Here is a 14,671-nt window from a genome sequence, read left to right as displayed (position 1 = left end):
TAAAAACAACATCAAAAGATCGCAGCCTCCGGCAGCTCCTACAATAGGCGCCTGAAGAGAAGGAATTCCATGCTCAATACTCTCGCGGTGGCCAATTACCGTTCGATCAACAAACTGGTGATCCCGCTCGGCCGCCTGAACCTGATCACCGGCCCCAACGGCAGCGGCAAGTCCAACCTCTACCGGGCCTTGCGCTTGCTGGCGGAAACCGCTCAGGGCGGGGTGGTCAATGCGCTGGCCCGTGAGGGTGGACTGGAGTCGACTTTCTGGGCCGGGCCGGAAACCATCAGCCGGCGTATGCGCAACGGCGAAGTGCCCATTCAGTCGACGGTGCGTCAGGGTGTGAAGCGGCTGCGCCTGGGGTTTGCCGGAGAAGACTTCAGTTATTCGATCAGCCTCGGCCTGCCCGACTCTAACGGGCACTTCATGTTGCCCGAACATTCGCGGCCGATCCCCTCGCGCTTCAGCCTTGACCCGCAGATCAAGCGCGAATGCATCTGGGCCGGCGCCCTTTACCGTCCGGCTAGCCTGTTGGTGGATCGTGACGGGCCGATGATCCGCGCACGCGCCGAGCGCCAATGGGATGTACTGGCGCAACACACGCCGAACTTCGACAGTTTGTTCGATCAGGTCGGCAGCCTGCGCAGCTCACCGGAAGTGTTCCAGATGCGCGAGTTCATTCGCCGCTGGCGCTTTTACGATCACTTTCGCAGCGATGCCGATGCACCGGTGCGCCAGCCGCAATTGGGCACACGCACGCCGGTGCTGCATCACGACGGCCGGGATCTGGCGGCGGCGTTGCAGACCATCATCGAGATTGGTGATGGCGACGCCGTGCGTGCGGCGATTACCGATGCGTTTCCTGGCGCACGGGTGCATATCGAAGCGCAGGCCGGCGGACGGTTTGCCATCGAGTTTTATCAGGAAGGCTTGTTGCGGCCGTTATCGGCGGCGGAACTGTCGGACGGGACGTTGCGCTATCTGCTGCTGGTCGCCGCGCTGCTGACGCCGAGACCGCCGACGCTGATGGTATTGAACGAACCGGAAACCAGTTTGCACCCAGATCTGTTGCCAGCGCTGGCGCGGCTGATCATTCGCGCGTCGGAGCAGTGTCAGGTGTGGGTGGTGTCGCATGCGCGGCGGTTGATTTCGGCGTTGCAGGAAGACCCGGAGTGCAATTGCATCGTGCTGGAGAAAACCCTGGGGCAGACCGGGATTGTCGGGCAGCGGGTGCTGGATGAGCCGGCGTGGCATTGGCCGGATTGAGTGATTCAGGCAAAAGCCCCTCACCCTAACCCTCTCCCGGGGGGAGAGGGGACTGATCGGGGGATGCTCAAGAGTGACGCCGACCTGAAAATGACTCTGTGAATCCAAAGTCGAAGTGACGCCGACGCGAAATGCATCTGTGAATCCATAATCGACTCTGTTTTTCAGGTCGATGTCTGATGCAAGACACCTCGGTCGGCCCCCTCTCCCTCCGGGAGAGGGCTGGGGTGAGGGATTGCCCTTGAGCCTCACCACCGACTCAACAGGCAATCACCCCTGCCACTTGCCACCCTCGACAATCACGCTCTCAGGCTTGGTGTCATCGCTCAGTTCCTTACGCACATATTGGTCGTACAGCTTGAGCAGATACTTCTCCTCACCCAGCTTGGCCAGCTCGCTATTCACCCAGTCACGCAGCTCGATATTGCCCTTCTTCACCGCCGGCGCAATCGGCGCTTCGGTACCGAGTTTTTCATCCAGCACGCGATAGCCCGGGTTCTGCTTGGCCCAGCTGAACAGCACCAGGTTGTCCTGCGCATAGGCATCGCCACGGCCATTGGCCAAGGCTTGCAGCGATTCGGAGTTCTTCTCGAACTTGAGCAGTTTCCAGTCCGGGTGATTCTTGGTCAGCCAGATATCAGCGGTGGTGCCCGTGGTGACGATGGTAGTGCGGGTTGCCAGATCATCGAGGGTTTTCACCGCGCTGCTTTGCGGCACCAGCGCCTGCACCGCAACCTTGAGGTTCGGATTGGTGAACTCCACCGCTTCCTTGCGCTCCGGGGTCACGGTCATGTTGGCGAGGATCAGGTCGACCTTGTCGCTTTGCAGGAACGGAATGCGGCTCGCGGGTTCAACGGCAACGAACTCGACCTTGTTTTCATCGCCGAGCAGATCCTTGGCGAAACGCCGGCCGATGTCGGTATCGAAGCCAACGTAACGCCCAGCCTCATCGACAAATCCGAATGGTGGCTTATCGGTAAAGACGCCAACGATCAATTTGTCGCGGGCCTTGATCTTGTCCAGATAACCGGCCGGCGCGGTGCTTTCGCTGGCGACTTTCGGCTTCGGCGGTTCTTCGGTTTTGCTGCAACCGGCAAGCAAGGCAAGGCTGAGCAGCGGCAGTAAAAAAGCGGCAGTTTTCATAACAGTTCCAGTTCCTTTGTCGGGTTCGTTTTGGGCAGTGTTGCCACGAAGGAGAACTTCTCCAGAAACTGCTGCGCGCGTGCGGTTTGCGGGTTCGTAAAGAAAATCTCGGGCGGGTTCTGTTCAAGGATGCGCCCGGCATCCATGAACACGATGCGGTCGGCCACCGCGCGGGCGAAGGCCATTTCATGGGTGACGATCAACAGGGTCATGCCTTCGCGGGCCAGGCCCTGAATGACCTGCAAAACTTCCTTGACCATTTCCGGGTCGAGGGCAGCGGTGACTTCGTCGAAGAGCATTACGCGCGGGTTCATGCACAGCGAACGGACAATGGCGATGCGTTGCTGCTGGCCGCCGGAGAGCTGACGCGGGAAAGCATCGCGCTTGTCCGCCAGGCCCACGCGTTCGAGCAGCGCTTCGGCTTGCTGCTGCGCCTCGCGGCGCTGGCGCTTCTGCACCTTGAGCGGGCCGAGCAGCAGATTGTCGAGCACGCTCATGTGCGGGAACAGGTGATAACTCTGGAACACCATGCCGATCTGCTGACGGATCTCGCGCCAGTCAGTGGACTTGCCCAGCAGCTCGCGGCCGACAAACTTCAGGCTGCCGCTGTGAGCCTCTTCCAGACCGTTGAGGCAACGCAGCAAGGTGCTTTTGCCGCAGCCGCTGGGGCCGAGAATGACGATCACTTCGCCGCTCTGCACCTGCAGATCAATGCCGTTAAGCACCTGCTGCTCGCCATAGAATTTGTTGAAGCCGTGAAACTCGATCAATGCGCTCATGCTTGCGTCCAGCGCCGCTCCAGCACGCGCGAGGCGGCTGACAGCGGGTAGCAGATGAAAAAGAAAAACAGGAACAACGCGCCGTAGATCAGCACCGATTCGTAAGTGCGCTCGATGATCTGCTGGCCGACCTTGATCACGTCAACCACACCGATCAACACCGCCAGCGAGCTGGTCTTGATGATCCGCGTGTAGACGTTGATGGTCGGCGGCGTCATGCGCTTCAGTGCTTGCGGCAGCAGCACATAGCCATAAAGTTGTGCAGCGTTCAGACCGATCGACAGCCCCGCTTCGCGTTGCCCGCGTGGCAACGAATGCAGCGCTCCGCGCGCCACTTCACCCACCTCGCTGGCGCCCCACAGCGACAGCACCAGCACCGCGCACCAAAAGCTGGGAATGCTCAGGCCGAAGAAAATCGGCAGACCGAAGAACAACAGATACAGCCAGACCAGCACCGGGATCGCCCGGAACAGCTCCAGATACACCCGCAGGATCGCGTTCAGCCACGTCACGTTGAGCGTGCGCAGCACACCGTAGAGCACGCCGCCAACGGTGCTGATGGCGATGCTCAGAAACGAGATCGACAGGGTTTGCCCGGCGCCTTTGGCCAATTGCGGCAACGACACCCAGAGCAACTCAAGACCCGAACTGGCCATGCTGGAGCCTCCTTTCCAGACGGCTGAGCAATAGCGACAGCGGCAAGAACAGCAGCACGCAGATCAGCGTCAGAACGGCGAGCATTTCGTATGTTTTGTAATAGAGCGCGATGTAGCTCTTGGTGGTGTAGAGGATTTCCGGCACCGCCACCGCCGAGACCACGGTGGTTTCCTTGAGCAGAAAAATGAAATTGGCGAACAGCGACGGCAGGCTGAGAATCCCCGCTTGCGGCAGGATCACGTAGCGCAGCAACTGACCGTGGGACAGGCCGATCGAGCGCCCTGATTCCAGTTGCGCCTGCGGCACCGCATCGACGCCGGCACGCAGCACTTCGGTGAGGTAAGCGCCGCCGAGGAAGGTCATGGTGATAATCGCGGCGGTGAAGCCGGAGACTTTGATCCCCAGCGCCGGCAAGGCGAAGTAAACGAAGAACAACTGGATCAACAGCGGTGTGTTGCGCGCCAGCTCCACATACAGGCCGACCAGTTTTTGCAGGTATGGCGTGCGGAACACCAGAATCGTCGCGTTGAGCAGCGCCACCAACAGCGAGGTGCCGATGGCGATGAATCCGACCTGCAGCGTCACGCCCACGGCTTTGAGAAACGCCGGCAGGGTGCTGAGGATAAATGCGTAATCAAAAGTCATGAAACGTCCTGGACGCCGCTCGGTAAGCGACGGTGGTGCACTCCATGGACAGCGGGTGGCTGTCCGGCAGACACCGACTTTATAGATATAAAAACAAGAATTTAAATACCGTTAAAGCATATTGATATCACCCAAAAAACTATCTTGTGGGTTTGCCGGGAAGGAATAAGAAGGCTATTTTTCTTTGCGCTGTAGGACGGATCTTTTTTTCACGAAAGCCCTCCAAGGACGAACAGCTTTTGGCCAGACTCACCCGGCCAAACTCATAACAAGGAAGAGAACATGGACGTAAAAGTGCCGCAGCGACTGGATCCGCAGGAGATTGTGAAATTGTTGGTGGCGTTGAGGCGGGCGTTGAAGGCTCAGGTTGCCTGAGAATCAAGAGCACCCTCACCCCAGCCCTCTCCCCGAGGGAGAGGGGGCTGACCGAGGTGTCTGGCGTCATACATCGACCTGAAAGACAGAGTCGATTATGGATTCGGCAGAGATCTTTCACGTCGGCGTATTGCGTCAATATCCCCCATTCAGTCCCCTCTACCTCTGGGCGGTCCGACGTTTCGGGAGGGTTAGGGTGAGGGCCGCTTTCCGCACGCACACAAAAACGCCGATGACCATCGCTGGCCATCGGCGTTTTCACACCTTGAAGGGGGTGGTTCCAGCGTCAGATCAGAACGCCGGCAGTACCGCGCCGTTGTACTTCTTCTCGATGAACGCTTTGACTTCCGGGCTGGTCAGGGCTTTGGCCAGTTTCTGGATCGCGTCGCTGTTCTTGTTGTCCTCACGGGCCACCAGGAAGTTCACGTATGGCGAGTCAGCGCCTTCAATCACCAGCGCATCTTTCTGCGGGTTCAGCTTGGCTTCGAGGGCGTAGTTGGTGTTGATCATGTCCAGATCAACTTCCTTCAGAACGCGTGGCAGCAGGGCCGATTCCAGTTCCTTGAACTTGAAATTGTGCGGGTTCTTGGCGATGTCTTTCGGCGTTGCCAGCGCGTTTTTCGGGTCTTTCAATTCGATCAGGCCAGCCTTCTGCAGCAGGATCAGCGCACGACCGCTGTTGCTGCCTTCGTTCGGGATGGCGATGGTCGCGCCGTCCGGCAGTTCAGCCAGGGTCTTGTACTTGCTCGAGTAACCACCGAACGGTTCAACGTGCACGCCCTGCACAGTCACCAGGTACTTGGACTTGTCGTCCTTGTATTTACCCTGGTTGAAGCTGTTCAGATACGGCAGGGTCTGGAAGTAGTTGGCGTCCAGACGCTTCTCGCCAACCTGTACGTTCGGCTGAACGTAGTCGGTGAACACTTTGATTTCCAGATCCACGCCTTCTTTGGCCAGGGTCGGTTTGATCAGTTCAAGGATTTCAGCGTGCGGCACCGGGGTCGCAGCAACCACCAGTTTCTCGCCGGCATTGGCCAGGGAAGCAGTCAGAGCAGCCGCCAATGCGGTAAACAACAGAACCTTTTTCATGCAGTGTCCTTATCGAAAATCACGGTCGTCATCGACGACGGCATTAATACGTGTGCCAGTGAAGTGATATCGCTGGCGTGGGTCGGACAATACCGGGATTTTTTATTCCCGGACAATAACGTTTATTCAGCTTCATATTCCATTTTGTTCATGTTGAACGAAACGGTTACAAACCCTCACTCAAACGAATCAGCAAATCTTTCAAGGCCTTACGCTCATCGACGCTACCGCCGATGTTGATTTGTGCAACCAGCCGTTCGATCTGAAGCTGCGGCCCAGACACCTCGGGCAGATTCAGGTGCTCCGGGAGAATCTCGTCGCCGGTGCTCACCAGCAAGGCAAAGTGAATGACGTTTTCCAGCTCGCGGGTGTTGCCCGGCCAACTGTGTTGTTCGAGCACATGCTGCGCCGCTTCGCTGATCAATGGCACCGGCAAGTCCAGACGCTGGCTATAGATGCCAAGGAAATACTCGGCCAGCGAAAGAATGTCGCCGATGCGCGCGCGCAAGGCGGGCAACTCCAGTTGCCCTTCGCTCAAATAGTGATAAAGGCGCTCATGAAATTTTCCGGCGTCCACCGCTTGCGCCAGATCGATGCTGGTCGCCGCGACCAGGCGCACATCCACCGGGCTCGGCTGATGCGCTCCGACACGGGTGACTTCGTGGTTTTCCAGCGCTGCCAGTAGTTTGATCTGGATCGGCAGCGGCAAGTCGCCGATTTCATCCAGGTACAAGGTGCCACCATTGGCCGAACCGAACCAGCCCGCGCGACTGCTCGCCGAACCGCTGTAGGTGCCGGCGGCATAGCCAAACAGTTCTGCATCGGCGTAGGTCGGGCTGATGGCGCCGCAATTGACAGAGACGAACAGACCACTACGATCGCTGGCGCGATGGATGTGCCGGGCGAGTAGCTCCTTGCCGGTACCGGTCTCGCCACGTATCAACACCGAGACCGATCGTGGCGCCAATTGCTCAAGCTCTTCACGCAACTGACGCGAGCGCGGATCGACAAACACCAGCGCCTTGGCGCGAATGCTCAGGGGGCTTTTTTCTGCATCGGGAAAGGTCAGCAACGGCTGACCGAACGTTTCGAAACTCATGGCAGACTCCCGCCCAAAACCGCCGGGAGACGGGGGCGTTGAAAGATAAAAAATCAGGCGCGACGGCGAGCGTGGTGTTCCATGCGGTTTTGCAGGCGATAGAGATAAGCAAAACCCTGCTCCCAGCGCTGATGCCCGGACTTGACGTTGATGTGTCCGGCACCGGCGAGAATCCCCGCCTCGGCGCCCCAGTTGCGCGCCAGCTCCAGAGCGCGTGGTGCGCTGACGGCGGCATCGTTGTCGGAGCTGACGACCTGGCTCGGGAACGGCAGCAGATCAGTCGGAATCGGTGCAAAGTTGCGCAGGGCTGGCGCGCAGGCCGGGCGCTCGACATCCGCTGGCGCGACCAGCAAGGCGCCGCGTACCTGACGCAGGTATTGCAGCGGCGCCGTGGCTGCCCAATGGGCAACGGTGATGCAGCCGAGGCTGTGGGCGATAAGAATGACCGGCGTGCTGTCGGCTGCAATCGCCTCGGCCAGTGCCGCCACCCAGTCTTCACGACGCGGCGTCAGCCAATCGGCCTGCTCGACCCGCGCGCTGTTCGGCAGGCTGTTTTGCCAGTGGCTTTGCCAATGATCTTCTGGCGATCCTTGCCAGCCCGGCACAATCAGGTAGCGGATTGATTCGTTGCGCATGGGGAGCTCTCCTGCGTCGTGTCTGTTCCTGGACGAGTATAGGGAGGGGATTTATATTCGTTAAGGAATAAGAAGCTATTTATTAAGATCTGAATTGAATATGCGATTTGTGCATGGCTTGAAATCTTTTCCCCCTCACCCCAGCCCTCTCCCCCATGGGGGCGAGGGGGAAAGGGAGCCGATCTATGCGGTTTTCAGATTTGGAGTTCGACTGGATATTTCAGGTCGGTGTAACTCGTAAGAACAACGCGATCAGTCCCTCTCCCTCTGGGAGAGGGCTAGGGTGAGGGCTTTGCTTCTAATGCCAGAAATAAAAAAAGGGCCGCACCCTGCCAAGGAGACGGCCCCGGAAAAACGTAAAATCTGTTACCGCGCAGTAATCACCGACAACTTGGTAATCCCCGCTCGTTCAATCGAAGCCATCGCCCGCGCCACTTCGCCGTAGTTCACCCCGTCATCGGCCTGCAATTGCACGCGCACTTCCGGGTCCTTGGCCTTGGCCGACTTGAGGTTGAATTCCAGCAAGTCCGGCTGAATCTCGTCCTTGTTGATAAACAGCTTGCCGGCGCCATCGATGCTCACCACCAGCGGGTCCTTCTGCTCGACCGGCGCCACCGCTTCGGTCTTCGGCAGGTTGATCGGGATCGCGTTGGTCAGCAGCGGCGCGGTGACGATAAACACCACCAGCAGCACCAGCATCACGTCCACCAGCGGCGTCACGTTGATCTCGCTGAGTACCTCATCACTGTCTTGCGTGGAGAAGGCCATATCAGGACGCCTCCTTCACTTTTGCTGCGTTGCCGCTTGCTGCGACCTTGTGCGCAGTCGGGTGGATCAATACGCGGAACGCACTCTTCTGCGCCAGGCTGTAGAAGTCGTGGGCGAAGTCATCCAGATCCGCCGCCGTCAGTTTCAACCGACGCAAAAAGTAGTTGTAAACCAGCACCGCTGGCACCGCGACGGCGATCCCCACACCCGTGGCGACCAGTGCCGCACCGATCGGCCCGGCCACCGTTTCCAGGCTCGCCGAACCGGCCGCGCTGATGCCTTTCAACGCTTCCATGATTCCCCACACCGTGCCGAACAAACCAATGAACGGCGACGTACTGCCAATGCTCGCGACCACTGCCAAGCCTGTTTCCAGAGAACGGCGTTCGCGGACAATTTGCTGGCGCAGGGCGCGCTCCAGTCGATCCTGATGGTTGATCGCCTGGCTCAAATCATTGGCCTGTGGCGCCTCGCCCACCTGAATCGCCGCGTAACCGGCCTGCGCCACCCGCGCCGCAGCGCCGGGTTGGGTTTCGCTTAATTCAGCGGCGGAGTCGAGACTCGACGCCGCCCAGAAACGTTTATGAAAACGCCGGTCCTGCGCCTTCAGACGCCCGAACTGCCAAGCCTTGAGCAATGCCAGGCCCCAAGTGGCGACGGAAAAAACCACCAGCAGCCAGATCACCGCGCTTTCGATGGATTCCAGTGGAGATGCCAGTAACGTCATGATGTATTCCCTCGTGTAAACGTTTCGCGCGAATTTGGTTTCGGTTTAATGAATCTTGAAATCGATGGGCACGCTGACCCAGCCGTCCTGGGCGACATCACCCTGCTTGGCCGGGACGAAACTCCAACGCTTCACGGCGTTCAGCGCCGCGTCGTCGAGCTGCTGCCGGCCGCTGCTTTTGGCTATCTGGATCTCACCCGGCTTGCCGCTGGCCAGCACATGCACACGCAGCAACACCGTGCCTTCCCAGCCGCGACGCTGAGCCAGCGACGGGTATTCCGGCGCCGGGTTTTTCAGGTAAGCGGCGTTGGCTGAGGCCGGGGTTACCGGTGCCGGCGCGGGGGGAGCAGGTGGCGCTGGCGCGGCAACCGGGGCAGCCGGTTGTGGCGGCGCCGGTGGTTGCTCCACGGCTTTCGGTGCTGGTTTGGGTGCCTGTTTAACCACCGGTTTGGGTTTCGGAACCGGTTTGGGCGGCGGCGGTTTTACCGCCAGTTCGTCTTCCACTGGCGGTGGTGGCTCAACCACAGGCGCGGGCGGCGGTGGCTCGACAACCGGTGGCGCTGGCGGCGCCGGGCGCGAAAATTCGATGGTCATCGGCGGAATTTCCGGCGGCACAATCGGCAGCACCGGCGTCGGCTTCTGACTGATCCAGTAGATCACCGCGCCATGCACCACCAACGCGAGCACGCCAAGCAGAAAAGTTTCGCGCCGACTCAGAATGCCCTTGGGCGCACGTTGCAAACGCAACTGCCCCAGCGGCACACGATGCGGCCGGCCGAGATCGACCAACTCGCCACCCGGCGTCTGACGCCACAGCAATTCCTCTGCGCTGGCGGCGGTCTGGACATTGCCCATTGATTCACTCCCTGCGGTCTTTTTGCGTTCTCTACAAAAACTGCCGATCGACCGTTTGTTGAATCCCCCACGGTGGATCGATGGGTGAATCATTGGGCTTGTCGCTTATCTCCGAAAGTAATCTTTAACGTTATGCATAGGTCCTTATGGAATATAAGAATTGATCAATTCCGCCAAAGCCACGTGCCACGCGGGCTGCAGCGATGGGTGAAAAAACGCATGCTTTTCAGGCATTGAAAGTATTCATTCAACGCATCAAATTCGCCTGAGCCGGTTTTGCAGGACAACTAATACCAAGTAGATAGTTGATTATTATTTTTTCCCGGAACAACAAAAAAGGCCGGCACACTTTCGTGCGGCGGCCTTTATCGATTACGCGTGGATTATTGTTTGACGAATTCCCCTGCAAGGGTCACTACTTCACCGTCAAAGTTAGTACGGGAACCGGCCGCGCGCACTTTTGCGTAATTGTGATCAGGAGAAAACAATGACCACGCTTGAAATCCGCTATTACCATTCAGACCGACAAACGTGATGGTGGTAGGTTGTCCGGTGCTGTTCTGGAAATGGTAATGCCCGTAGCTGACGTCATAGTTAACGCCGCCCTGGCTGAACGTGCCGCTGAATGTACCGTTGGCGTCGTTGCCATCGGTAATCGTCAGTTTGGCGCCAGCGTTGGCGTTTACATAAGTGCCATTAATGCTCGACATGATTCGATTTCCTTTATCGTTGGGATAAGTGTCTTCCGATGAGAGCAAGTTTCCTCCTGGAAACTCACGACAGTCAGGATGGTTGGACATTCAACTATTGTCCACGCGAGTGACTAACGAAATTGCAATAAGCACCCTTCAACTCGCTCATAACTTATCGCCGTTCGTTCGAGCACTAATTCCAATTCAACTAACGACTGGCATTGGCTTGCTGCACGTTGACAACCGGTACATTAACCGCCGTCTCCGAGCGTGGCGTACCCGCTGGCACCCAGTCATAACTCACAGGTAACGCCCGATAGACCCAGTTGCTGATCGCATCGCTGCCCGGCGCTTTGCCCAGATACGGGCTGACGTATTCCCAGACGTTCTCACCGTTGGCCGTCACCTGGAAAAACCGCCCGTTCATGCCCTCGTCGATCAACGTGTTGCCATTGGGCAAGCGCCGAGCACTGCTGATAAACGAACTGTAGAACGCCCACCCCGGTTGCTTCGAATTGGCTGCGCTGTATTGCCAGACGATCTGGTTTTTCACCGGGTCGATTTCCAACACCCGCGAACCGGAAATCAGCCCAAGAGTGACATTGGGATAACCCGCCGAACCCTGGTTGTCGAACACCAGCAAGTTACCGGCACCAGGCAATCCCGCCGGGATTATGTGTGCATCATGCTGACCGACAAACTGATCCACAGGACGCGGCAGTTTCTGCGCGGTTTTCGGGTTGATCAGCGGCAAATTCGGTCCGAGACGCCAGACCACTTTGCCGCTGCTTTTATCAATGATCGCGATGAAGTTGGCATTGCGTGAGTCGATCAACAGGTTATCCGGATTGAAGCGCTTGTCACCGGCATCGAACCACTTGTTCGGCCCCACCAGACTGAGGTTGTTGATGTGCAGGTAATCCGGATTTTCGCTGGCACGCACCAGGTTCAACTGCTCGGCGGTGAAGCCGAATTCATTGAGATGCTCCGAGGCCAGCCACTGCCATTTCACCGCGCCTTCGGGGCTGACTTCATAGATCGCATCGTCGATCACCTCGGGCACTTTGAAGCCTTTGACTTTGTGCACCTTGTTCGCCAGCACCACGGTGTTGCCGTTGCTCAAACGGCGCTGATCATGGTGCTGTTGCGCGGCGCCACCGGGCGCCTTGTCGCCCCACTGCCAAACGACTTTGCCATTCCAGTCCAGCTCGCCGACGCTCTGATTGCCCAGACCATTGCCGGCCGAACCGAGTTTTCCGGGATCCTTTTCACTCAGTTGCAGCAGCACGTGACCGCGCTCGCCGCCGACCAGTTTCGGATCAATGATCGCCGACGGGAAACCCGCCTGCGGCCAGGTTTTTACCTCGTTGCCGTTCATGTCGATCAGGTGCGTCTGTTTGTCGGCGCCGCTGAAAATCACGTACTGATTGAAGGCCTTGTTCGGGTCATAACGGGTCACGCCGGTCGGGTAAACACTCGGTGCGGCGAAGGCGCCAGCACTGAGCACTGCGCCGGACAGCAACACCGGCAAAGCGGTTTTGATACGCAACATGATGCAGCTCCTTGAGTGACGAATCAGAAGTCGTAGCGACCGGTGACGCCGAGGGTGCGCGGTGTGCCGAGCAGGCCTTCATAGCCGCCGTTGCCGCCCGTCCACAGGGTTGTGTAATAGGTTTTGTCGAAAGCGTTTTTCAGCCACAGCGACACGTCCCACTGGCCTTGGTTGAAGTCGCCGCGCAGGCCGGTGGAAAAGTTGACCACGGCGTAACTCGGGATCTGCCCGTAGTCGGAATCCTCGACCGTACCGACGGCTTTCGAGCGGAATGCATAGCTCGCGGTGACGTAAGGTTCGAAGCCGTTATCCAGATTCCATTTGTATTCGCCGTTGGCGTTGCCGATCCACTTCGAAGCGCCGACCACTTGATGACCGCTGAGGTCGCATGACGCTGGAGCACCCGGCGCCTGACTGACTTCCGGCGGGCATGGGGCATCTTTGTACGAGAGGTAGCTGACGTCGTTGTAGGAGCCGTTGATGTTCAAGGTCAGGCCGCGCAGCGGGATCACCGTGCTTTCGAACTCGACACCGCGCGAACGCACGGAACCGGCGTTGGTCAGGTATTGCACGCGGTTTTCGGCGTCGTAGGCGTTCGTCTGGTAAGCGTTGACCTGCGTCCAGAAAACGTTGGCGTTGAGTTGCAGACGGTGATCCCACAGCGTGCTTTTGAAACCGAGTTCGGCGTTGTTCGCGCGTTCGGTGCCGATCAGCAGTGAATCGGCGCCGGCCACCGGAGCGGAACCGACCGCGAGGTTAACCCCGCCGGATTTCTCGCCGTGGGACAGCGTGGCGTAGCCGAGCACATCGTCGGTGATCCGGTAGCTGAGATTGAGCAGCCCGGAGGGACTGGAGCTGTACTGATTCAAGTCGCCGGAATCGTAAGCGCCGGCACGACCGCGTCGCGCCGTGGCCGCAGCGCCCGTTACGGTCGCGCCACCCAGCGGCGCATCGCGCGTGACCCAGGCAGATTTCTCTTCATACGTGCCACGCACCCCGGCGGTGAAATCCAGCCGCTCGCTGAGGTGCCAGGTGCCTTGGGCGAACAACGCAAAACTGTCGGTCTTGATATGGCCGTTGCCGACACTGGTGACGTTGGCCAGCGCACCGGGCGCCGTGCCATTCCAGATATCCGCTTGCGGTCCGTAATAGGCGAAGGATTTATTGTCCAGATCCGAGCCGAAGTAGTAAGCGCCGACGACGTAATCAAAGAACTCGCCCTTGGGCGAGGCCAGGCGAAATTCCTGCGAATACTGTTTGTCCTCCACCGACACCCCGGCGTTGTAACTCGCCGGCACGTTGAGGCCGTCGTCGTTGCGCGGGGTGAAATTCCAGAAGCGATAGGAGCTGATTGAGGTCAGCGTGAAGTCGCTCGGCAGCGTCCAGTTGGCTTCCACCGACGTGCCACCCTGATGCACGGTAACGTGCTGGTCGTTGTCCAGATTGACCTTGCGGTGCGAACCGTTGACCAATGTTGCGCCGGCCGCGTTGGCGCGCGACTGGTACAGGTTGACGCCGTTGATGGTCGGCCCGGTGTTGTAGAGCACGCGGGTGCCGGCGCTGGAATCCTCCTCGTTGTAGTCACCGATCCAGCGCAGGTTGAAATCTTCATTGGGCTTGAATAGCAGTTGCGCGCGGAAGCCATCGCGCGAGCCGCCATTCAAATCATGGCCGTCGTATTCGTTTTTGATGTCACCGTCGCTGCGTGTGCGGTAGGCCGAAAAACGCCCGGCCAGTTGATCGTTGAGCGGGCCGGAAATGGTGCCCTTGGTCTGGAAATACCCGTCCTCGCCGACCGAGGTTTCGATGCTGCGTTCGGGCGTGAAGGTTGGCGCGCGGGTGCTGATATTGATCACCCCGGCGGTGGTGTTTTTGCCGAACAGCGTGCCCTGCGGCCCACGCAAGACTTCGAGCTGTTCGATGTCCATCAAGTCAAACACCGCCATCCCCGGGCGGCCCAGATAGACGTTGTCGATGTACAGGCCGACGCTGCCTTCCAGGCCATCGCTGGCCGGGTTATTACCCAGGCCGCGGATCGATACGCTGGACTGGCGTGCGTGCATGTAGGCGACGTTGACGCTGGGCACCAGTTGCTGCAAATCCTGAATCCGGTAGACCCGTTGCGTCTCCAGATTCTGCCCGCTGACCACGCTCATGGGCGTCGGTACGTCCTGCGAACTTTCCTCGCGGCGGCGGGTGGTGACGGTCACGGTTTCCAGTTGCGAATTGTTTGCGGCAGGCTTGCCGGCCGGCACTGGTGCCGGGGTTTCAGCATCGGCGGCGTAGCCGTGCGTCCAGCTCGCGCTCCCTGCCAGCAACAGGGCCAGAGGCAGGCGTTTGAGCCGTCGTGGCGTTAAGGGTGACGCAAGGTTCAACGGACTCATGGCGC

At 59.0% G+C, this 14,671-nt stretch carries 14 protein-coding genes; 1 reads left to right on the top strand and 13 read right to left on the bottom strand.

Translation table 11 applies throughout. The annotated features are described in order from the left end of the window. Positions 1–69 precede the first annotated feature (69 nt). A complete protein-coding gene (locus ACM6JQ_RS26770; protein WP_414894978.1) occupies positions 70–1,266 on the top strand; it encodes an AAA family ATPase in 1,197 nt (398 codons plus the stop codon). Between the two features lie 270 nt (positions 1,267–1,536). Here the strand turns inward: ACM6JQ_RS26770 and ACM6JQ_RS26765 are convergent, their stop codons facing one another. The 13 genes from ACM6JQ_RS26765 to ACM6JQ_RS26705 all read right to left on the bottom strand — a co-directional run bounded on the left by ACM6JQ_RS26765 (position 1,537) and on the right by ACM6JQ_RS26705 (position 14,666). Next, on the bottom strand, positions 1,537–2,409 hold the full coding sequence (locus tag ACM6JQ_RS26765) for a transporter substrate-binding domain-containing protein (RefSeq protein WP_414894977.1): 873 nt from the start codon (positions 2,407–2,409) through the stop codon (positions 1,537–1,539). After that, positions 2,406–3,188 (bottom strand): amino acid ABC transporter ATP-binding protein, encoded by a 783-nt coding sequence (locus ACM6JQ_RS26760; RefSeq protein ID WP_095113916.1) that lies wholly within the window; start codon positions 3,186–3,188, stop codon positions 2,406–2,408. Before ACM6JQ_RS26760 ends, ACM6JQ_RS26765 begins: the two co-directional genes overlap by 4 nt. Beyond that, the gene (locus tag ACM6JQ_RS26755) at positions 3,185–3,844 is read right to left on the bottom strand and encodes an amino acid ABC transporter permease (RefSeq protein ID WP_007918714.1); all 660 of its coding nucleotides are present in this window, start codon (positions 3,842–3,844) and stop codon (positions 3,185–3,187) included. Before ACM6JQ_RS26755 ends, ACM6JQ_RS26760 begins: the two co-directional genes overlap by 4 nt. Then, positions 3,825–4,490, bottom strand: coding sequence for an amino acid ABC transporter permease (locus ACM6JQ_RS26750; protein ID WP_123375646.1), 666 nt, complete (start codon positions 4,488–4,490; stop codon positions 3,825–3,827). The genes ACM6JQ_RS26755 and ACM6JQ_RS26750 overlap by 20 nt, the downstream gene beginning before the upstream one ends. A 666-nt stretch (positions 4,491–5,156) precedes the next feature. Then, a complete protein-coding gene (locus ACM6JQ_RS26745; RefSeq protein WP_007918708.1) occupies positions 5,157–5,954 on the bottom strand; it encodes a MetQ/NlpA family ABC transporter substrate-binding protein in 798 nt (265 codons plus the stop codon). A gap of 166 nt (positions 5,955–6,120) precedes the next feature. After that, the gene (locus ACM6JQ_RS26740; protein ID WP_007950263.1) at positions 6,121–7,053 is read right to left on the bottom strand and encodes a sigma 54-interacting transcriptional regulator; all 933 of its coding nucleotides are present in this window, start codon (positions 7,051–7,053) and stop codon (positions 6,121–6,123) included. Positions 7,054–7,106: 53 nt separating this feature from the next. Then, on the bottom strand, positions 7,107–7,688 hold the full coding sequence (locus tag ACM6JQ_RS26735) for an alpha/beta hydrolase (protein ID WP_095047070.1): 582 nt from the start codon (positions 7,686–7,688) through the stop codon (positions 7,107–7,109). Between the two features lie 366 nt (positions 7,689–8,054). Continuing rightward, the gene (locus ACM6JQ_RS26730; RefSeq protein ID WP_003220570.1) at positions 8,055–8,456 is read right to left on the bottom strand and encodes an ExbD/TolR family protein; all 402 of its coding nucleotides are present in this window, start codon (positions 8,454–8,456) and stop codon (positions 8,055–8,057) included. A gap of 1 nt (position 8,457) precedes the next feature. After that, a complete protein-coding gene (locus ACM6JQ_RS26725; RefSeq protein WP_095113913.1) occupies positions 8,458–9,183 on the bottom strand; it encodes a MotA/TolQ/ExbB proton channel family protein in 726 nt (241 codons plus the stop codon). Between the two features lie 45 nt (positions 9,184–9,228). Continuing rightward, positions 9,229–10,038, bottom strand: a complete 810-nt coding sequence (locus ACM6JQ_RS26720) for an energy transducer TonB (protein WP_414894976.1) — start codon at positions 10,036–10,038, stop codon at positions 9,229–9,231. Positions 10,039–10,421: 383 nt separating this feature from the next. Further along, a complete protein-coding gene (locus ACM6JQ_RS26715; RefSeq protein ID WP_007919145.1) occupies positions 10,422–10,748 on the bottom strand; it encodes a hypothetical protein in 327 nt (108 codons plus the stop codon). A 190-nt stretch (positions 10,749–10,938) separates the two neighbouring features. Then, on the bottom strand, positions 10,939–12,282 hold the full coding sequence (locus ACM6JQ_RS26710) for an aryl-sulfate sulfotransferase (RefSeq protein WP_414894975.1): 1,344 nt from the start codon (positions 12,280–12,282) through the stop codon (positions 10,939–10,941). A 23-nt stretch (positions 12,283–12,305) separates the two neighbouring features. After that, positions 12,306–14,666, bottom strand: coding sequence for a TonB-dependent receptor (locus ACM6JQ_RS26705; RefSeq protein ID WP_095113911.1), 2,361 nt, complete (start codon positions 14,664–14,666; stop codon positions 12,306–12,308). Between the last annotated feature and the right edge of the window lie 5 nt (positions 14,667–14,671).

Source organism: Pseudomonas sp. IT-232MI5 (genome assembly GCF_949767845.1).
GTDB lineage: Bacteria > Pseudomonadota > Gammaproteobacteria > Pseudomonadales > Pseudomonadaceae > Aquipseudomonas.
The sequence above is the reverse complement of the archived record's forward strand: the minus strand, read 5'-3'. Positions and strand labels throughout refer to the sequence as shown.